The 20248-nt window shown below is 58.9% G+C and carries 19 protein-coding genes and 1 pseudogene; 14 read left to right on the top strand and 6 right to left on the bottom strand.

The window, feature by feature from the left end; genetic code table 11:
- The first annotated feature begins 5 nt into the window (after positions 1-5).
- The 4 genes from AAEZ08_RS05870 to AAEZ08_RS05855 all read left to right on the top strand — a co-directional run bounded on the left by AAEZ08_RS05870 (position 6) and on the right by AAEZ08_RS05855 (position 4708).
- On the top strand, positions 6-1199 hold the full coding sequence (locus tag AAEZ08_RS05870) for an SAVED domain-containing protein (protein WP_312963168.1): 1194 nt from the start codon (positions 6-8) through the stop codon (positions 1197-1199).
- Positions 1199-2452, top strand: coding sequence for a nucleotidyltransferase domain-containing protein (locus AAEZ08_RS05865; protein WP_312963156.1), 1254 nt, complete (start codon positions 1199-1201; stop codon positions 2450-2452). The genes AAEZ08_RS05870 and AAEZ08_RS05865 overlap by 1 nt, the downstream gene beginning before the upstream one ends.
- A 970-nt stretch (positions 2453-3422) precedes the next feature.
- Positions 3423-4220, top strand: coding sequence for a ThiF family adenylyltransferase (locus tag AAEZ08_RS05860; RefSeq protein ID WP_500123907.1), 798 nt, complete (start codon positions 3423-3425; stop codon positions 4218-4220).
- On the top strand, positions 4217-4708 hold the full coding sequence (locus AAEZ08_RS05855) for a Mov34/MPN/PAD-1 family protein (RefSeq protein WP_197444642.1): 492 nt from the start codon (positions 4217-4219) through the stop codon (positions 4706-4708). Before AAEZ08_RS05860 ends, AAEZ08_RS05855 begins: the two co-directional genes overlap by 4 nt.
- On the opposite strand, the gene AAEZ08_RS05850 is transcribed toward AAEZ08_RS05855, so the two are convergent.
- Entirely contained in the window at positions 4705-5253 is a 549-nt protein-coding gene (locus AAEZ08_RS05850) for a 3'-5' exonuclease (RefSeq protein ID WP_197444641.1), read from the bottom strand. The genes AAEZ08_RS05855 and AAEZ08_RS05850 overlap by 4 nt on opposite strands.
- Positions 5254-5523: 270 nt before the next feature.
- On the opposite strand from AAEZ08_RS05850, the gene AAEZ08_RS05845 reads away from it, so the two are divergent.
- Positions 5524-5916 (top strand): VOC family protein, encoded by a 393-nt coding sequence (locus AAEZ08_RS05845; RefSeq protein ID WP_003285382.1) that lies wholly within the window; start codon positions 5524-5526, stop codon positions 5914-5916.
- 131 nt (positions 5917-6047) lie between these two features.
- Here AAEZ08_RS05845 and ggt read toward each other — a convergent pair whose 3' ends face one another.
- Complete coding sequence (gene ggt, locus AAEZ08_RS05840; protein ID WP_500123906.1) at positions 6048-7721, bottom strand: gamma-glutamyltransferase; 1674 nt, start codon at positions 7719-7721, stop codon at positions 6048-6050.
- Between the two features lie 297 nt (positions 7722-8018).
- Between ggt and AAEZ08_RS05835 the strand changes: the two genes are divergently transcribed.
- Positions 8019-9209, top strand: coding sequence for a Fic family protein (locus tag AAEZ08_RS05835; RefSeq protein WP_500123905.1), 1191 nt, complete (start codon positions 8019-8021; stop codon positions 9207-9209).
- Between the two features lie 77 nt (positions 9210-9286).
- Here AAEZ08_RS05835 and AAEZ08_RS05830 read toward each other — a convergent pair whose 3' ends face one another.
- Both AAEZ08_RS05830 and AAEZ08_RS05825 read right to left on the bottom strand, forming a co-directional pair.
- Positions 9287-9988, bottom strand: coding sequence for an SDR family NAD(P)-dependent oxidoreductase (locus AAEZ08_RS05830; protein WP_500123904.1), 702 nt, complete (start codon positions 9986-9988; stop codon positions 9287-9289).
- Positions 9989-10002: 14 nt separating this feature from the next.
- Positions 10003-11310, bottom strand: coding sequence for an ABC1 kinase family protein (locus AAEZ08_RS05825; protein ID WP_500123903.1), 1308 nt, complete (start codon positions 11308-11310; stop codon positions 10003-10005).
- A 435-nt stretch (positions 11311-11745) separates the two neighbouring features.
- Between AAEZ08_RS05825 and AAEZ08_RS05820 the strand changes: the two genes are divergently transcribed.
- From AAEZ08_RS05820 to AAEZ08_RS05785, 8 genes are all read left to right on the top strand, one after another.
- On the top strand, positions 11746-13272 hold the full coding sequence (locus tag AAEZ08_RS05820; RefSeq protein ID WP_003285376.1) for an ATPase domain-containing protein: 1527 nt from the start codon (positions 11746-11748) through the stop codon (positions 13270-13272).
- Positions 13256-14956: an ATP-binding protein gene (locus AAEZ08_RS05815; RefSeq protein WP_500123902.1), complete on the top strand. Its 1701-nt coding sequence runs from the start codon at positions 13256-13258 to the stop codon at positions 14954-14956. Before AAEZ08_RS05820 ends, AAEZ08_RS05815 begins: the two co-directional genes overlap by 17 nt.
- A 172-nt stretch (positions 14957-15128) precedes the next feature.
- Positions 15129-15632, top strand: coding sequence for a GNAT family N-acetyltransferase (locus AAEZ08_RS05810; protein WP_003285374.1), 504 nt, complete (start codon positions 15129-15131; stop codon positions 15630-15632).
- 98 nt (positions 15633-15730) lie between these two features.
- Positions 15731-16132: a GFA family protein gene (locus tag AAEZ08_RS05805; RefSeq protein WP_482695737.1), complete on the top strand. Its 402-nt coding sequence runs from the start codon at positions 15731-15733 to the stop codon at positions 16130-16132.
- Entirely contained in the window at positions 16129-16668 is a 540-nt protein-coding gene (locus tag AAEZ08_RS05800) for a GrpB family protein (RefSeq protein ID WP_003285372.1), read from the top strand. Before AAEZ08_RS05805 ends, AAEZ08_RS05800 begins: the two co-directional genes overlap by 4 nt.
- Positions 16669-16755: 87 nt before the next feature.
- Positions 16756-17436: a hypothetical protein gene (locus AAEZ08_RS05795; protein ID WP_500123901.1), complete on the top strand. Its 681-nt coding sequence runs from the start codon at positions 16756-16758 to the stop codon at positions 17434-17436.
- A gap of 138 nt (positions 17437-17574) precedes the next feature.
- On the top strand, positions 17575-17982 hold the full coding sequence (locus AAEZ08_RS05790) for a RidA family protein (protein WP_003280159.1): 408 nt from the start codon (positions 17575-17577) through the stop codon (positions 17980-17982).
- Between the two features lie 13 nt (positions 17983-17995).
- Positions 17996-18484, top strand: a complete 489-nt coding sequence (locus tag AAEZ08_RS05785; protein WP_500123900.1) for a 2-thiouracil desulfurase family protein — start codon at positions 17996-17998, stop codon at positions 18482-18484.
- A gap of 137 nt (positions 18485-18621) precedes the next feature.
- On the opposite strand, the pseudogene AAEZ08_RS05780 reads toward AAEZ08_RS05785, so the two are convergent.
- Positions 18622-18771 (bottom strand): annotated as a pseudogene (locus tag AAEZ08_RS05780) (YggS family pyridoxal phosphate-dependent enzyme); the annotation flags it as partial.
- A gap of 34 nt (positions 18772-18805) precedes the next feature.
- Entirely contained in the window at positions 18806-20053 is a 1248-nt protein-coding gene (locus AAEZ08_RS05775) for a benzoate/H(+) symporter BenE family transporter (protein WP_500123899.1), read from the bottom strand.
- Positions 20054-20248: the final 195 nt, after the last annotated feature.

The following is a 20248-nucleotide window of genomic DNA, read 5'->3' as shown; positions in this document are numbered from 1 at the left end:
TCCTGATGTTTCAAGGAGGATTCGTGGAAAAACAAGGAAAAGCCAATATTGCCAGCGGTCGCTACGACACCGACGAAGTGACAAAGCGTGTCGTGTGGACTCAGGCTGCAGGCCATTGTGAGCTGTGCGGCACCGACCTCATGTATGACTATCGTGCAGGTAAGCCCATGAAATGGGGCGAGGTAGCCCACATCCTGCCAGCTAGCCCCAAGGGCCCACGGGGTCGATCTGACCATGACGAAGCCAAGGCTGCGTCGCTTACCAACGACCCAGCCAATCTCATGCTTCTCTGCCCTGGTTGCCATGACAAAATCGATCGGGATGCTGATGGATATCCGGAAAGCGATCTTAGCGGCCTGCACCAAGCATACCTGGAGCGAGTCCGGCTGGCGGCAACCACTCCTGACGGTGGAAGAGCGATTCCAGTAATTGTTCAAAGCCAGCATTTCGCAACGAACAACGACATCCCCGTCCGTGACCTGTTGGTGGCAATGTCCTCAGAGGGACTGACTGCATTCGATCATCCTATCAAGATCACTTTTCCTGCCCCGAGCCATCGTGGCAGGGATGCCCACTATTGGCAGAGCATTAAGGACAACATTCAGCACGAATTAGAGCAGCAGCTAAAGCGCCGCGGAGGAGCCTATGGTGATGCTCCTGCGCTGGCCGTAGTGGGCGTAGCTGACATCCCAGCGCTGATCATGCTGGGGCAGTCCTTAGGAGATCGATCCAAGCGCCTGCTTTTCTCGTTCAACCGCGAACACCAGCTACGTTGGCCTGACCAGTCAGCCGAACCTCCCAAGTTTGTGTTCACCCCGCCCTCGGATGGAGAAGGCCCGCTGGCTTTGGTGTTGTCTATCTCCGCGCAAGTCCCAGCTCGCGATGTCGAAGAGGCACTACCTGGTGCGCGTATCGCTGAGCTGAGCATCCCAGTGCCCAGCTATGCGATGGTTCAGAACCGTCGCGTGATACACGCGTTTCGCGACGCTCTACAAACGCACTTGAGCCGGCTTGAGGCCATGACTGCAGACACGATCCATGTGTTCGCGGCGATTCCCGCTGCTTTGGCAATTGAGTTCGGGGCCTTGCTTACTACGCAACACCAACACGCTTACCTGATTTTCGATCGAGATAAGGACAACCAAAACAGGTTCACGCCAACACTACAGTTGGGCCACCAAGCCCAGGAGGTTCGTTGATGTCCATGAGCAATGAACAGACCAAGCGCGGAAGCTGGGAGCACTTTCTGCTCCGCGCTGCGAAGGAGATCTCACTGTCCGAAGCACAGTACGAGAAGATCAACGACCGATACTCCCAGCTTGAGAAGATCCTCAACGCTTCCGACAATCCACTATTGGCGGAGGCGCACATTTTTGTTCAAGGCTCCATGCGCCTGAAGACAACGATCAAACCCGTTTCTGGCGCCCCAGAGGATCTGGACACCATCGACGCGGACGCCATTATTTGGCTCCCTCATGCCCAGGGTGCTGGAGCTCGAGAGGTTCTGGATGCCATTGAGGAACGCTTCAAGGCTGGCAGCCGTGTCCAGGAGGAAATCAAGCAACTACGCCGAGGCATCCGGATTATCTATGCTGACGAAAACCCTGGATTCCACATCGATGTCACGCCAGCGCGAGCCATCAATGGGAATTTTCAAGGCAATGGCGAAGGTAAGCTGGAGGTACCCGATCGGGAGACTGGGTGGAAGGCGAGTAGCCCGATCCCCTACTCAAAATGGTTGCAGGTCGCGTCAACGCAAACCATTTCCTTGGCGGAACATATGGCTGTCGCGAAAAACCAGCGCGCTTTTGATGCCGCCACTCAGGATCCGCTGCCGCAGTATCAGGACTATCTCGATCAAGACCCACTTCGGGCAACGATCAAGCTGCTGAAGCGACATCGGGATGAGTGGGCCATCCGCACCAAAAATACGGATCATCGTCCGATTTCGGCAGTTATCACCACTCTCGCTACCCACGCCTACCTTGATGTGGCGAAAGAGTCCCAGTCGACGCCGCTAAGGCCGCTAGATGCCATCCTCGAAATCGTGCGAAGGATGCCGGATCACGTTAAGTACCGGGGCAACGAATGCCAGGTTTGCAACCCGGCAGATAGCGGCGAAAACTTCGCTGAAAAATGGAATAGGCCGCTCGATGGACATCGCTACCGCCGGGCATTCCAGGAGTGGCACGAGAATGCCAGCGTATCGGTCTCGCTGGGACTTGAAAGCTTCGAGTCCGCAGAAGCGTTTGCCAAAGCAGTGAATGAAAACTTCGGCATTGGCCCTACCTTCATTTCGGCAGTGAATAGCGAAATTCCGCCCAACTGGACGATGCCTGGCCGGCCTGATGGCACCACCCGAAACGCCACGTTAATGGGCACCATGTTTGGCGGCGTGAGCGGGACTGCGAGCTCTCAAGAGGATGTGAAGCCAGTTGGGCGTCTTGGTTGATCAGACGGATACGTCTCTGCAGCGTGGTATAGCCGCGCTGCGAGGTGCTCTTGGCGAAGATGCCGCACTGGCACTGCTTCAGCCTGCGGTCGCTCGGACCGGTGAAGCTGCGAGCTACTACTTTCCTCTGCCAGTTGACTATACGGGCACGGAGCGGCGGCTACGCATCGGCTTTCCGAGGAATTTCCCCCGCAGTGGGTTGAGGCTTACAGTCGAGCCCTCGCCATGGCTTTTATGGCCTCATGCTATGGAAGTCGGACTCTGCCTGCATGGTTTCCAGGAGCGCCCTGTGATGGGCACCCCTGAACATGTGGTATCGGATAGCCTGGCGCGGTTAGGCAAGATCGTAAATTTGTCCCGGATGGGTTCATGTGCGGCTACCCGGGATGCCGAATTTCGTCGCGAAATCACATCGTACTGGTCTAGGCAGCAAGGGCTATCTCTACAGAACCTTATCCTTTTGGATCGCCCTCAAGCTGCCTCGAAGCTGTATGCCCTTAGCGATCCTCGGCAAACGTTACCATCTGGACAAGAAACAGTCTGGTTCGCCACGGATCTGGCATCCCTGAAAAGGCACTGCTGGCGGACGATTGGCCGATCTCCAAGGATGCGAGCACCGGAGGCCCCAGGTTTCTATGCAAAGCTTCGGAGCTATCCGGACCTGCGTCTTCCCGCCCCTGAGCTACTGCTCACATGGCTTTTGCCGCATCTTGCTCCTAATGACAGAGCGCAGCTGGTGGCTTGGTTCAATGAGCGTGGCTCACTGCCCAACCGCTGGATCGCTTTGGAGCTACCCGGGGATACCAGCGCCCCAATCTACTGCCTGAACGTTCGCGCATACGGCCCACAGCTGGATCGAGGATCGAGGTTTTACCTGCGATCAGCGCGGCGCCGGCCTGCAGTTGCAGTCAATCATCCCCCAGTTCTGATCCGAGCAACGACGCTGGATGTGCTGGATAGGACGGAGATTTTGTCCCGTGACCTCAGTGGCGTGGCGCAGAAGCTAGAAGGAGCTCGCGTCGTTTGCGTTGGGGTAGGCTCATTGGGTAGCACCGTTGCCCTACAGTTGGCGCGTTCGGGTGTTGGTCATCTGACACTCATTGACCCGGACCACTTGGTCTCGGCAAATCTTGGCAGACATGTGCTCGGTGCCGATGACCTTGGTCTCCCCAAGGCCGAAGCGCTTCAGGAAAAAATTCGCAAAGACCTGCCCACCACGGAAGTCGCGGCGTTCGCCACCTTCGCCGAAGTGGTGATGTACAAGAATCCCGAGGTTTTTGATAAAGCGGATCTGGTAGTGGTTACTACCGCAGACTGGCAGTCGGAGGTGGCGCTGTGGGGGGCCAAGTCAAATGGCACCTCCTGGGGGTTACTCCAGGCCTGGAGTGAACCTCATACACAGGTGGGGCATGTGCTCCTTGCGCCATCTGGTGCATTTGATGCTCGAGGCCTATTCACAGACAACGGTGATTTTAAGCACAAGTTCACCGAGTGGCCGGAAGGAGGGGTCGTCGCCCTTCCCGCCTGCGGGGAGAGTTTCATCCCGGGAGGCTCACTTGGGATGGTGAACATTGCTTCGATGGTTTCTCAAGCTGCATTACGAGCGTTGAATGGCAACATCGGTAGCCCGAGTTGGGTCAGCAGCATCAATCGACCTGATGACGTGGTTACGCTGGGAGGTAACTATCTCGGGCCTGAGCTACCTGCCGGAATGCAGCAGGCCCAGCTGGAGCGCGATTGGCCAGAAATATCGGAGAGAAGTAAATGACGGCGATCGCCTGGCAATGGACCTGGCCCGGGCTAAACACTTCTCTGTTGGTATCGCAGGAGGTTGCGAGCCTGCTGGAGAGCTACAGACAGAAAAACTTTGATGTAGAGCGTGGAGGACAGCTCTTCGTTGACCCTTCAGGCGCTGCCGGATTGGTACTGGCCTTGGCAACTCCTCCTCATAAAGATGATCGGGCTGGTAGGGCCTGGCTGGATTTGAATGCTCGTCGCTGTCGAAAGGAAATTGAGCAGGCTAACGCCACAGGTCTCCGCCTGGTGGGGTACTGGCATACGCACCCGCAAAGCATTCCTATGATCTCCCCCACTGATATCGGGAGCTTTTCCAGGTTCGCCGCGTACTACACCCAACAGCTGCCGCACCCGCTAGCAATCATTGTGGGCAACTCCAGCAGCAACGAAGGCATAAAGGCTTGGTCTTTCAGGGATGGGTGTTATGTTGAGGCCATCCGGGGCAGTTGGCCAGGTTAGCGGTTACGTGCCTCTTCCAGCATGAGAGCGAAAAGCTCCCCCTGAAATCGTGCGTCGTCCAACGCGTTATGGTTGGGAGCGCTTTGGGGGGTGAAACGAGCGGTCATTTGGGAGGATTTAGTTTCCCTCCAGCGGCATCCGGTAACCCCCATGTAATACGCCTTCATGTCGAGTGCGGTGAACCCAAAGGGGTTCGTCCCAGAATACTTGTGGAAGTAGTAGTTGATGAACGACCAGTCAAACGGGGCATTCAGTCCCACGAAAACGACTTTCTGATCTGCCGGACATATCTGGCTCAACCATTGCTCCAGCTTGAGCATTGCCGTCTGTGGGGCTAACCCTTCGTTTTCGAGCCTGGTGAGGTCGAGGCCAGTTACGGCGACCGCCTCCGGATCGTGCTGTAGGCCGTCAGGCTGAAGTTCGAGATAGATTGACTGAGCGGGTTCTGAGACGACGCAAGCGCCGATGGAGAGCAGGCTATAGATGCCCGGCACCGGCCCCGAAGTCTCGACATCGACGGAAATATAAAGCTCATCGCTCATCATCTTGCTCCCTATATTTCGAACAGTATGCCGGGAGTTGAACAAGGCTAATACCCATCAACTCGATGGCGAAGTAGTCGTCGTGGGTAATGCGCCTGAATCACTCAAATTTTATCAAGCGTTCGATGACTGCTTCTGGCCGAAAGCTGCCGGTGATCGTCGGTACCAACATCAGCGCTCACCGCCCAACCCACCATTGCCCGCCCTCTTCATCCCGATGCTAGAGTGCTCGCTCCATAGCCGCACAAATCCAAATCACCTAGCGAGGCCCCCATGCTCAACCATGTAATGGTCGGTTCGAATGATATTGAACGAGCGAAGCGGTTCTACGATGCCGTGCTCGGCGTACTCGGCGCAGGCGAGCCGCTGCGCAATGTGGCGCCGTCCGGGCACACGCGCCTGTTCTACCGTCACGATGGCGGTCTGTTCGGCGTGACCGAACCCATCAATGGTGAAGAAGCGACCGTCGGCAACGGCGGCACGATTGGCTTCAAGTGCAGCTCGGCCGAGCAGGTCAAGGCGTTTCACGATGTCGGCGTCGCCCATGGCGGCACCACCTGTGAGGAGCCACCAGGACTGCGCGAAACCAGCCTCGGCGCGTTGCACCTCAGCTACGTACGCGACCCTGACGGCAACAAGCTGTGCGCCATCTACCGCCCGCAGTAAGCGTCCCGCTCAACGCCGCACAGCCCATGTGCGGCGGTGAAAGCTCAACCTCATGCGCCGTAGATCACTGCGGCGCATGAAGCATCACAAGACGGCAGCAATTCCCTCCGTTTGCTCTCTCCCCTCACCCATCAGGGTTTGACGATCATCCCGACGCCACGCCCGCGCGGGTCTGAGCCGGTCTGCAAGCGGGTGCCGTCGACGCGTATCGCCTGGATATCACCCATCAGCCAGCCCTGATCCTCGAGCGTGTAGCCCATGGCTTTCAGCTTGTCGGCCACCTTGCCGGTCAGCGGTGCGTGGGCGTCGTAGTAGATGGTGTCCTTCGGCAGCAGCTGATGGTGCACGCGTTGCGCGGCCACGGCTTTTTCCAGCGGCATGTCGAAGTCGTAGACGTTGTTCAGCACCTGGAAGATCGAGGTGAAGATGCGCGAACCGCCCGGTGTACCGAGCACCAGGCTGACCTTGCCGTCACGCGTGACGATGCTCGGGCTCATGGAGGACAGCATGCGCTTGCCTGGCTCGATGGCATTGGCGTCGCTACCGACCACACCGAACGCATTGGCGACGCCCGGCTTGGCACTGAAGTCGTCCATTTCGTTGTTGAGCAGGAAGCCGGCGCCCTTGACCACCACACCGCTGCCGTAATCCAGGTTGAGGGTGTAGGTGTTGCTGACCGCATTGCCGTCGGCATCGACGATGGAGAAATGGGTCGTCTGCCTTGGCTCAAGGCCCGGGCGCACCTTCTCGGTCTCGGAGATGGCCGTTGGATTGACCTCGGCCGCGCGCTGCTTCAGGTAATCAGGCGATGTCAGCTTCGTGACCGGCACGTCGGAGTAGTCCGGGTCGCCGAGGTAGTCGGCACGGTCGGCAAAGACGCGCTTTTCGATCTCCGCCAGCAGGTGGATGTAACGTGCCGAATTCAGCTCGACACCCTTGAAGTCGGCGGCGCGCTGCTCCTTCATGCCGATCAGCTGCGCCAGGGCAATGCCGCCGGAGCTTGGCAGCGGCGCGGTATAGAGGCTGTTGCCCTGCCAGTCGACACGCATCGGCTCGCGCCATTTGACGCGGTAGGCGGCCAGGTCCTCCTTGCTGATCAGCCCGTCGTCACGCTGCATCTGGGCCACCAGCAGGTCAGCGGTCTTGCCTCTGTAGAAATCATCCGGCCCCTTGTCGGCGATGCGCTCCAGGGTCTCGGCCAGCTCCGCCTGGCGGAAGGTGGAACCGGCTTTCATGGCGCCGAAGTAATCCTCGAAATTGGTCGTACCCTTGAACAGGCCGAGGGCGTCGTCGCGGTACTGGTACTGCTGGTCGGCCACCGTGAAGCCTTCACGGGCATAGCCCACCGCCGGGGTGATGAGCTCGCTCCAGGGCAACTTGCCGAAGCGCTGGTGTGCCTCCCACATGCCCAGCACGGTGCCGGGCACGCCGGAGGCCCTGGCGCCGACCAGGCTCAGGTTCTCGATCACCTCGCCCTTGTCGTCGAGGTACATGGTCTTGCTGGCGGCCTTGGGCGCGACTTCCCGGTAATCCAGAAAGTACGGCTTGCCCTCGATATACAGCGTCATGAAGCCACCGCCGCCGATATTGCCCGCCTCGGGGTAGGTGACGGCCAGGGTGAAGGCGGTCGCCACCGCGGCATCCACCGCATTGCCGCCGGCCTTGAGCACCTGAGCGGCCACCTTGGCGCTGTACTCATCCGGAGCTGCGACCGCCCCGCCTTCCAGAATCGCGCCGTCGGCGATGTGGCCCGTGGCAACGATCGCCACGGCAAGGGTCAATCTGCTGATCTGAAGCAAACGCATCGTGCTCATCCTTATTGTTGTGGTCACCGCCGCCCCGGCGATGGCCTGGGCGGTAATCATCAACATAGACAATGGGGACGAGGCGTAGGTGCATATCGGCCTGGGGAGAATGCCGCGCCGGGCTGAGAGATGACTGGTGCTTTCGAAATGTGCTTATAAATATGCAGGCGGAGCTTGATTAAAAAAGCCAAGCCTCAATATTGGCGGGGCATGCAGACTGGATATTTGTGAAAAAAAATGTGCAGCGATGAGTGCTAGACTTGCCGAATTTCCTGACCGAAGCGAAATGTCATCGTCATGACGCTCATTACATCCAAGACCTGGCTTGATCCTGTGCTCTCGGAACAGCTGCCGAGTTCCATCATCGAGAAGGCGGATTCGCTGCCAGCAAAGGTAGCATTTCTTGCTGGCCGAGTTGCCCCCGAAACTGCTGCTCGTTTGGGCAAGCTATTGCTCATCACCAACACCTACTATTCGAACCTGATAGAAGGGCAGTACACCGAGCCCGCGGCGATGCAGAAGGCGCAGAACGCTCCCAAGAGAGAGCGCCAGCTCCTTAAGGATCTTGCGGTCAAGCATATGGAAGTCCAACGCGTGTTCGAGCGTGCCCTGCGCCTCAAGGCTCCGGAGTTCCACGCCATGTTCTCACCCGAGTTGATCAGCGCGGTGCATTTTCGCCTGTTTGACGGGACAGATGAAAACAGCCGTCGCCTGTCAGATGGCAGAGTGCTGGTACCTGGCAAATTGCGTAGCCAGCCAGCAGACGAGGTAGTCGTTGGAAACCATGCCGCCCCCGCTGCTGCTGCCGTCCAGGCAATGCTGGAACATCTTCAGAGGTTCTATGGAGCTAGCCAGGACCCTAGGCGCCGTCTGATTGCTACGCTCGCTAATCATCACCGCTTAGCGTGGGTACACCCGTTCTTGGATGGCAACGGCCGTGTGGCTCGAATGATCACGCACCTGCAGCTCGTACAGCTTGGCCTGCAACCTCATCTTTGGTCTTTGTCACGTGGCCTCGCCCGCCGGCACGAGGACTACTATAGAACCTTGGCCATGGCCGACAGGCCCCGGGAAGGTGACTACGACGGTCGAGGCCAGATGTCCCAGAAGCACTACTTCGCATTCATCGAGTTCATGCTCGACGTGTGTCACGACCAAGTGGATTACATGACCGAAGCCTTAAACCGCGACAAGCTTCGGGAGCGGGTCATCAGAGCATTCAAGACGAATGAGAAACTGCTCGATGTGGGCATACGCCAGGAAAGCGCACCAGCTGTATTGGCGCTTCTGCTGCAGGGTTCGTTGCCGCGTAGTGAGTTCAAGACATTCACCGGGCTTTCGTCACGACCTGCCATCGACGAGCTTTCACGATTGATCAAGGCCGGCATCGTGGTCAGCCGTACGCCGAAGTCGCGAACGGTCGAACCCGGGCTACCCTCCTGGTTCGCCCAAGACATCTTTCCGGATCTGCATCGACGCTTCCAATGAGAGATCATGGATCGCTCAACGCTAGCTGGTGCCCCGGGCTGCTGGTTATCCGCGAGCATCCGCCCCAGCGGCTACCCCTACCAGGGCAACTCATCCCCGCTATACGCATAAAACCGACCACTGGCCTCCGGTCCCAGACCATCAATTACCTGCAACAGATCCCGCGCGGCATCGCTCGCAGGCCTGCCGATTTCGGCGCCACGAAATGGCTGTGAAAGCCGCGAGTTCACCGTGCCGGGATGCAGCGCCAGCAGCACGGCATTCGGCTGGCTACGGCGCACCTCGATAGAGGCGGTCTTGAGCAGCATGTTCAGCGCGGCCTTGGAGGCGCGGTAGCTGTACCAGCCGCCGAGGCGGTTATCGCCGATGCTGCCGACCTTGGCCGAGAGCATGGCGAACACGCCGCGCTGCCGGTCGAGCTGGCCGCTGAAGTGGCGCAGCAGCATGGCCGGGCCGAGGGTGTTGATCTGGAAAGTGGCGAGCAGCTGCGCCTGGTTGAGATCGGCCAGGCGCTTCTCCGGCATGAAGTCGCCACCGTGCAGCACGCCGGCGGCGTTGATGATCAGGTGAAACGGCCCCTGCCCCGCCACGCTGGCCGCGGCCTGTTCGATGCTGGCGGGATCGGTCAGGTCGAGCGCCGGCCCGGACGAGCGACTCAGCGCAATGACCGAGGCGCAGCGCGGATCGCTGCGCAAGGCATCGACCAATGCGGCGCCGATGCCACCGGATGCGCCGATGACGAGCGCACGAAATCCTTCGGGGAATGATTCCAACGGCATGACGATCTCCAGATTTACGGTCGACGGGCGCCGGCTTCGCTGCGCCAGCGTTCGATATGCTCGGCGAGCAGGTCGGCGATGGGCAGGCAAGCGCCGAGCCGGTAGAGGTTCCAGTAATGGCCTTCCAGGGTGCGGTTGATCAGCAAGGTGCCGGAAGCCGGTTGCAGGCTGCCGAGTGCGGACATCATCAATGGGAACAGCTCGGACAGCCGTTGATGCAGCGCCGCTTCGCGGAAGTCCCATTGCGCACCGGGTTGCAACAGCGGGTGCAGCATCAGGTGAATGCTTCGGTACAGCCCGTGCGGCGGCGTGCTTCCCGGCTGGCGTCCGCCCAGGGCCTGAAAACCGGGCTCCAGCGCCTCGCTGGAGGTACCACGCAGTGCTTCGAATATCTGTACGTAGCCCGCCAGCAAACGCGGTTCCAGGCGCAGCACACTGCCGAAATCGTAGACCACCAGCTCGCCGGACTCGGTCCAGGCGAGGTTGCCGGGATGCGGATCGGTATGCAGCCGTTGCAGACCGAATGCCTGCTCGGCCAGCCATTCGCAGAGGGTTTCGGCCAGGCGCTGGCGCACCTCCGCCGGGGCCTGTTCGACCTCGGCCATGGAGCGGCCCGGCAGGTCTTCCAGCACCAGCACGCCGGGCCGGCAGAGTTCGCCCGCGGCAAAGGGAATGCGGATGCCCGGCCAGTTGCTGAAGTGCTCGCGGAAGGCTTCGAGATTGGCGCGCTCGGCGTCGTAGTCCAATTCTTCGTCGATAGCCCGTTGCAGCTCGATATAGACCGCATCGAGACGCGAGGGCGGCGTGCCGAACAATCGGCCCAGCGGCATCAAGCGCCGCAACTGGCGCAAGTCGGCATCGCAGATGGCGCGGATGCCGGGGTACTGGACCTTCATGATCAGCGCCCGGCCCTGCCGATCCCGGGCGCGGTGCACCTGCCCCAACGAGGCGGCCGCGGCTGGCTCGGGCTCGATGGACTCGAACAGTTCGTACAACTTGCCGTCGTAGAGGCGCTGCAGATTGGCTTCCAGCGCATCGAACGGCAGCGAAGGCACCTGATTCTGCAAGCGCGCCAGCGCGGCGCTGATCGGCTCGGGCAGCAGATCCTGCCATTGCGAGGCCTGCTGACCGAGCTTCAACACCGGGCCCTTCATCTGCCCAAGCGCATCACCGAGCAATTCGCCAACAGGCACCCAGTCGATACGCGTCTTGCCCGGCGTGATGCGCTGCACCAGCAGGTTGCCGGCGATGCGCGCACCGGTGCCACCCAGTTGCAGAAAGCGACCCAGCGCCGAAGCCGATGGACGAGAGAATCGAGACATGCCAGCAACCTGTGAAGGCAAAGGCCGATCATGGGCCAGCCCGTGCCGTGAGCCAAGGGTGAATGGTTGCAGTCTGTTGCGCAAACGGCTCGCTCAAAGCGCCCCGAGCAAAACAAACGAAGCGGCAGCTGGCGGGGCTTTGAGACCGCTTGAGCCGCCTGAAATTGGCGCTTGAGGCGACAGCCAGCATGCGCTCATGCGGAACGGGGCGGCACAAGATGAGTCGGATTAGATGACTGCGCCCCTCAGCTGTCGCCTGTCGAAAGCACCTATTTAACGTGCACGACGCAGCACTCGGCGATGACTTGAGCGGCTTATGGCCCGACCAGCCTACAAGGCAAAAGAACGGGCGTGTTCCCCACCAGACTTCGTCCTACGTGGACGCACAGGTGCCGGAACGAAACACGCAGCGGAGCCTGCGTTAAGGAGAACGGAATGACCGATTTCAATGATCTTCCCTTCCAACCAGACGATGAAGCACCACGTATTTCCACCGGCAGCGAGGGGCTGGACGACATCCTCGGCGGCGGTCTCGACCCCAACCGTATGTATCTGTATGAAGGCAGCCCAGGCGCCGGTAAAACCACCATTGCACTGCAATTTTTGCTCGAAGGCGTGCGCCAGGGCGAACGTGTTCTCTACGTTACGCTGTCGGAAACCCAGGCCGAATTGGAGCTGGTTGCCAAGCGCCACGGCTGGACGCTCGACGGCATTGACGTGTTCGAGCTGGTCTCGCCGGAAGCCAGCCTCGACCCTGACCTTGAACTGACCGTGCTGCATCCGGCGGAAATGGAGCTGAGCGAAACCACGCAGCAGGTCTTCGACCGTGTAACCAAAACCAACCCAACACGGGTGATTTTCGACAGCCTTTCAGAAATGCGCCTGCTGGCACAAAGCCCGCTGCGCTATCGCCGGCAGGTGCTGGCGCTCAAGCACTTCTTCACCACACGCCGCTGCACGGTGATTCTGCTCGACGACCAAACCTCGGAGATGGGCGACCTACAGTTGCACTCGATCTCCCATGGCGTGGTGATGCTCGAGCAGCTGGCCATCGACTACGGTGCCGAACGCAGGCGACTGCGGGTCATCAAAATGCGTGGCATCCAGTTTCGCGGCGGCTATCACGACTTCGCCATCCGCAAGGGCGGACTGCAGATCTATCCGCGCCTCATCGCTGCGGAGCATCACTCTCCGTTTACCGGCGAGTTGGCCTCGTCTGGTAATCCCGCGCTGGACAAGATGCTCGGTGGCGGGCTGGAGCGCGGGACCAACGCGCTGCTGGTTGGCGCTGCGGGCGTCGGCAAATCCTCGTTGGCGTTGAGCTATGCGGTTGCCGCGTGCAAGCGCGGCGAGCAGGTCGCCTTCTTTGTCTTCGATGAGAACATCGGCACCCTGCTGGCGCGTGGTCGTGCGCTGGGGCTGCCCATGGAGCCTTGGATCGACCAGGGTCTGCTGCATCTGCAACAGGTCGACCCCGCGGAACTGTCACCTGGTGAGTTCACCGCCGCTGTGCGCCAAAGCGTGGAAACACGAGGTGCCAACCTGGTGATTCTGGACAGCCTCAACGGTTACCTGCATGCGATGCCGGACGGCCGATTCCTGATTCTGCAGATGCACGAACTCTTGAGCTATCTAGGCCAGAAAGGCGTGATCAGCATCATGGTACTGGCCCAGCATGGTCTGGTCGGGCCGATGGATACGCCAGTGGATATCAGCTATCTAAGCGATGCGGTTATCATGCAGCGCTACTTCGAGCATGCCGGCGTCGTTCGCCGGGCCTTGTCAGTGGTGAAAAAGCGCAGCGGACGGCATGAAAACACCGTTCGGGAGTATCGCCTCAGCAGCGCTGGCCTAGAGGTCGGGCCACCGCTGAGCCACTTCAGCGGCATTCTATCGGGCACACCGGAATACACCGGTGATGCGACTCATCTACTGACTGACGAGTATGACGACGTCCACTAAACGACAAGGCCCCATCGTGGTCGTCTATGCCCCCATCGGCCGGGACGGTCCCGCCTCGGCCGAACTGCTCAGCCGCAGCGGCATGGATGCCGTTGTCTGCCACAGTGTCGATGAAGTGCTGCGTCGCGCCGAAACCGATGCCGACGCCGTATTCATTGCCGAGGAAGGCCTCTTCGGCCAGGACCTTCAAGCGCTCTCCGCTTGGGTCGACCGGCAACCGGCCTGGTCCGACTTTCCGTTCGTCGTCCTCACCAGCAAACATCAACAGCCCGCGGTCGCCGCGTGGCGCCAGCGCATGGTGGCGGCGCTGCGCAACGTTTCCCTGCTGGAACGCCCGGTACAGAGCATTACCCTGACCAGCGCGGTAAAAGCCGCACTGCGCGGGCGGCATCGCCAGTACGAAGTCAGGACCTTGCTCGAAGCCCGTGAGCGCGCCTCGAATCAGCTCGAAGCGCTGGTAGTCGAGCGCACCAGCGAACTGGAAAAGGCCAACCAGGAACTGCGCACGCAAATGGACGAACGCGCTCAGATCGAAGAAACCCTGCGCCAGGCGCAGAAGATCGAAGCCATCGGCCAGCTCACCGGTGGCATCGCCCACGACTTCAACAACCTGCTGATGGTGATCTCCGGCGGTCTCGACATGCTCGACCGCCGCGCCGACCCTGCACGCCGCGAACGGTTGATGGACGGCATGCGCCAGGCCGCGCAACGCGGAACCGCCCTCACCCGGCAACTGCTCGCCTTCTCCCGACGTCAGTCGCTGGCGCCGGAATCGGTCGATCTGGTGCTGCGCATCAGCCGCATGCGCGAGCTGCTCGATCGCAGTCTGAGTGGCGATGTAAAAGTGCGTGTACGGTTCACGCCGGACCTTTGGCCGGTCGAAGTGGACCCGGGCGAGCTGGAGCTAGTCATTCTCAACCTGGCCGTGAATGCCCGCGACGCGATGCCCGATGGTGGCTCGATCCTGATCGAAGCCAGCAATGCACCCGGCGAAGTGGTGCTGGGCATCACCGGCGATTTTGTCCGCCTCACGGTGACCGACTCGGGCACCGGCATTCCCGAGGAGGTTCGCACCCGCGTATTCGACCCCTTCTTCACCACCAAGGAGATCGGCAAAGGCTCGGGCCTTGGCCTGGCGCAGGTCTACGGCTTCGCCCGGCAGTCGGGCGGTACCGTGTGGATCGAAAGCGAGTGCGGCCACGGCACCAGCGTAATCATGCTGCTGCCACGCTCGGAACGTATTCCCGATCTACCGGATGGCCACGAGCTCGTCGAAGATACCGCGGCCGACGCGTCAGTCGGCACCGTGTTGCTCGTGGACGATGACGAGGAAGTGGCGGCGCTGGTAGGTGAAATGCTCGAACACCTCGGCTATCGCGTCACCCATGCCGCGAGCGCAACCGATGCCCTGGGCGCGCTGGCGAATGCATGCAAAGTGGACATCGTTTTCTCCGACGTGATGATGCCTGGCGGCATGAACGGCGTTGAACTGGCCCGGGAAATCCGCACCCGCGCCTTGGGAGTGCCGGTGTTGCTCACCAGCGGCTACGCCGAAGCTGCACAGAAGTCCGCGGCTGCCGAAGGTGTGCACGTATTGGCCAAGCCCTATCGTCTCGAAGAACTGGCCACCGCATTGCGTGAAGCGATTGAAGGTGCCAGCGCGGTCACCAGCAGGGTCGGCTAGCAATCTGTCTCAGCCGCAGGCACTAAGTACGGCAAATAGCCGTACAACAACCCTGAATCTGGAACTACAACCGCGGTACTTATTCGCGCACTTTGCAGCACTGTGCCCTGCACGTTCTGTCGCTGCGCCCTCTGGTGTTAGGCTGAACCACTGAATCTACGGAAGGCTCCAGATGGACAACTCATACACCACCTATTACCTGGAAATGACGTCCGCAACTCAATTGCGACCCAAGCCCCAGCCTGCCGAGCTTCAGATCATCGAATGCGAAGTGCCTCAACCGGAACTCAACCGTTTCCTATACCAACTGGTAGGAAAGCAATGGGGCTGGAGCGATCTGGATACCTGGAGCATCGCTGACTGGGCGGCCTTGATCGAACAAACCTGCCATAGAACATGGGTCGCTTATTACAAAGGCGCCATCGCCGGCTATTACGAACTGCATCAGGCCGCAGATTTCAGCGTAGAGATTCGCTACTTTGGCCTGGCACCGCAGTTTCTGGGTAAAGGCTTCGGTGGCCCACTGCTGAGTCACGCAATCGAGAGCGCCTGGGCCTGGCCTGAGACACGGCGAGTCTGGGTACATACCTGCACCCTGGACCATCCTGCCGCACTTGCAAACTACCAGGCACGCGGCTTTCGCATTTTCAAGCAAGAGACAGCTTTGCTTGACTGAGCCAATCGCCTGATGACCGATATATGCGCAACGAGAGCGAGACAGCGGTCCGATTACCGTCGTCGAACGGCCGGCATTTTTGAACGGAGCGCCACAGATTGACCGAGTCTTTTCAAGGCAGCTGCCTTTGCGGCGCCGTGAGATACGAGACGCTTACCCCACCAAAAGCAGTAAGCCACTGCCACTGTCAGCAATGCCGCAAAAGTCATGGAGCCGCGTTTGCCAGTTACGGCAGTGTCCCGCGCAGCGACCTTCGCATCCAGGCTGGCGCAGAGAACATCACGTCCTTCGAGTCATCCGAATCGGTGTCACGGCAATTCTGCGCTCGCTGCGGCTCTTCGCTGTTCTGGTCACGGGACCACGGCGACTACTCCGACTGGGTTTCAATCGCGCTGGGCTGCCTGGACAGCACCTTTACACCAACGAAGCAGAAGCAGACTCACCTGACATCCACAGCCGCCTGGTATGCGCTTGACGATCGCACGGAGAACCCGTCATGACGGAAGATGAATCGCTTCTCGCTGCCATCCATGAAGGCGTAAATCTGAACGCCTATGAAGCCTCGTGGCCTCAAGCGTTCGACGACGAGCGTGATCGTCTTCTATGTCTATTTCCAGGCGTCTTCAAAGGCGTTCAGCACATTGGTAGTACCGCGGTCCCCGGGCTCAGTGCCAAACCCATCATCGACATTCTTGCGGGCGTTGAGTCCATCACCATTGCTGAACAACTGGCGCTGCCGTTATGCAACTCCGGCTACACCACTTCTTCGGAATTCAACGACTCCCTGCAAGACCGCAAGTGGTTCATGCGCTGGGAAAACGGTCACCGGACCCATCATCTTCATCTTGTCGTCCATGACGGTTGTGTCTGGCGCGAACGCCTTAAATTTCGCGACGCCCTAAGGGCAAGTCCAGCGCTCGCAACAAGGTACGCCGCACTCAAGGCGGAACTAGCGGCGACGCATCCTCACGATAGGGAGGCCTACACGGCGGCTAAAACGGACTTTATTCGCACCGTATTGCACGAGATCCGATGAGCGCCCGGAGCATGACCCGCCAATATAACGACCGAATGAGCGCCGGCAAGCGCGCTACTCCCGTAAACGAAATTAACGAGTCCCTGAATGACTAGAATAGCCCTTTTGATATTACTGGTATTTGGCACGCCAGCCATAGGACAAGCAGCACCTACATTCGTAAAGTCGCCCACCGATTTGATCCCTAGCGAATATGTGCTCGTAGAGACAATCCAAGGGGATATGAACAAAGACGGTAAAACGGACTATGTGCTGCTAATAAAGGGAACGGATAAAGAAAAGTTTTTTGACCACGAATACCTTGGAGCATTGGATCGTAACCGCAGGGGCATTATCATCGCCTTCGAAAGCAACGGAGAATATGAACTCGTCCTGAAAAATCTCGATTGCTTTTCACCTGAGAATGAAGACGGAGGTGTTTATTTCGCTCCAGACCTGAGCATAAGCGTTCACAAAGGAAGTCTATTCATCAGCTATGGCCATGGCAGATACGGTTATTGGTCTTATAATTTTCGCTATCAGAACTCAAACTTCGAGCTGATTGGCTACGACAGCAGCCAAAACCGTGGGCCTCTGATTGAAAGAGAGGTCAGCATAAACTTTCTGACCAAAAAAATCCTGACAAGAGAAAACATAAATCAGGATGCGGAAGGCGGTGACGAGTACTTCAAGGAAACCTGGAAAAGACTTACGCTGCCAAAGCCGATCAAGTTAGAAGAAATTATTGATTTCGATGAATTATATATGGAGCGCCTGGTTGAATCATAAAAACATACAACACAAAAGCATCTTGGCTTAACTACCCGCTCGCCGCGCCATAATCTGGCCTGACGGCGACAGATTGGACAGGGCCGATCATCGTGCCACCGAGGGCAACGGCCTTCGCCCAGCAAACCTAGGAATCCCATGAAAGTCGAAACTTTCTCGCCAGCAGACATGTTTGAACCGATCGGTCCGTATAGTCATATCGCTAAAGCCGGCCCTTTCATAACAATCTCCGGAACACCCGGTGTCGACCCTGCTACGTCTCAGCTTGCTGGGGCCGACGCATATAGCCAGGCCAAGCAAATCGTTCGGAACCTAAGGTCCTTGCTGGCCCAAGTTAATGCGTCACTCAATGACGTAATGCATGTTCATGTATTTCTGAAGCGAGTTGAAGACTTCAAAGAAATGAACCGCGCGTACTCGGAAGAATTCGGCGACCATCAACCGGCCCGCACAGTGATCTGTATTGCTGACCTGCCAAAGGAAGGAGCGCTGATGACCATGAATCTAACGGCCTTTGCGCAGCTCGACTGTAATCGCGCTGTATAGGCAAGGTAAATTGATGAATAAAATACTGGTCAGTTCGTGTCTTGCCGGGCAAAAAGTAAGATACAACGGTGGCTGCCTTAACATCGCTGACCAGAGCATGGACTGGTTGAATAGTAACTTCGAAATCATGCGCTTTTGCCCTGAAGTTGCATCAGGCCTACCCACGCCGAGAGCCCCAGCTGAAATTTTGATCGGTACGGGAAAAGACGTACTGGATCAGGGTTCTCAGGTTATTGGAAACGACGGGCTTGATGTCACCGACTACTTTTTACGCGGTGCTAAGCTGACGCTGGAGTTCTGCAAGGTGCATGGAATCAAGTATGCGATTCTGGCGGAATCGAGCCCATCGTGTGGTAGTTCTTCAATCTACGACGGCACATTCACAGGCAATAAAATTCCAGGCCGAGGAGTTACCACAGAGCTTTTGGAACGCAATGGCATCCAGGTATTTAGCCAGCACACTATTGCGCAGCTAAAGGCAGAAATTGAAAAGAGCAAGTAAGAAAAAACTCGCCGTTTGCCAGGGCGTCCAGTACGTCGCACAACCAGCCCGCCAGTTGCTCGCATTCGAACACGCCCTGCCCATCACCGTATCGCCTGGATTGATCAAGGACAGGAATACCGCGGCGTTCGCCTGGGCTTGCTGGCCTCGCCGGAGGTATTGGCCTGGACGAGTACATCCGGCTGACGCCCCTCGATGTGCAGGCGTCGATCTAGGGCCTCGGCCACTCGCAAACTGTCTAGTGCCTGAAACTCGCTGGCAAAACTCGCCACTTGCTTGGCCTTGTTGAAGACGCTCCGTGTTCGTCTTGCAGAGCGAGCATCAGTGGCCTCCTTTGGCCGTGACAACCGCGTCGGCTGCCGGGCTGACCGCTCCCTCGCGACATGGCAAACGACCATTGAGCAGAGCGTGCGCCGCCAGGCCGATCAACAATCCCCAGAACGCCCCTCCGATTCCCAGCAGAGTGATGTTCGCGGCGCACGCCAGAAAGGTAATCAGCGAGGCTTCGCGGGATTTGACGTCAGCCATGGCGCTGGCCAGGCTTGCGCCGATAGTACCGAGCAGGGCCAACCCGGCCAGCGCTGTAATAAAGGCGGCCGGGAGCGCCATAAATACGGCCGCGAGGGTCACCCCGAAAACCCCAACAAGGATGTAGAGCACGCCTGCGGCAACCCCGGCGATCCAGCGCTTGGACGGATCCTCCGAGGCTTCTTTTCCGGTGCAAATGGCTGCCGTGATCGCGGCGATGTTGAAGGCGTGAGAACCGAACGGTGCCATCAGCAATGAACCAAGCCCTGTAACCGTCAGGATGGGATTGGCGCTGGTGCTGAAACCATCGTTGCGCAGCACCAGCATGCCCGGCATGTATTGGCCGGTGAGGGTAATCAGAAACAGCGGCAGCGCCACGCTAAGCAACGCATTGAGCGAGAACTCGGGCCGAGTGAATAGCGGCGCCGCAAATTGCAGAGACAGCCCCGAAAGATCCACACGGCCTTGCGCCAGCAAGAAGCCCAGCCCAAGCATCAGAATACCCACGACCGCGTAGCGCGCCGTGAAGCGTTTGAGCACCACATAAGCTGCAATCAGCAAGCCGACCAATACGGGATCAAGGCTCATACCAGCAAACGCGCCGATTCCGAACTGCAGCAGAATGCCGGCCAGCAGCGCTGCAGCCACGCCCGGCGGAATCAGGCGGATAACCTTCTCAAAGCAGCCGGACACACCTAGCAGCACGAAGGCAGCAGCCGATATGACGTACGCACCGATTGCCTCGGCGTAAGGCGTGGTGGACAGCGCGACCACCAGAAAGGCCGCAGCGGGTGTCGACCAAGCGGTAATGATCGGCTCACGGTTCATCCAACTGAGTAACAGTCCGGTAATCCCCACACCAATCGACACCGACCACACCCACGACGCCGTCAGTTCCGGGCTGAGCCCGGCAACCTTCGCAGCCTGAAAGACTAGGATGAATGTGCCGCCATAGTTGACGATGACTGAAACCAATCCGGCGACAATCGGATGCAGAAGGTCGCGTAGACGTAGGGGCGACGCGGAAGCTGACGAGGACATGGTGCTTTGCTCCTTGCAAAACGAGGTGATTGGCCTGGCGTAACAGCTGATTTATAAACGCTAAATGGCATGCCATACCCGTACGCTTCAAGCCTAAACACCAGACCACTTATCGCAGGTAGCGGTTTTTCAAGCATCCAATCTTCAGCTATTCACGTGCTCAGCACAGTGCCGGCAAGGCACGAACGGCAGGTT

The sequence above is a fragment of the Pseudomonas sp. E45-MNA-CIBAN-0222 genome, from assembly GCF_040310405.1.
Classification (GTDB): domain Bacteria; phylum Pseudomonadota; class Gammaproteobacteria; order Pseudomonadales; family Pseudomonadaceae; genus Stutzerimonas; species Stutzerimonas stutzeri_AC.
This window is presented reverse-complemented; position numbering and strand designations above follow the sequence as displayed.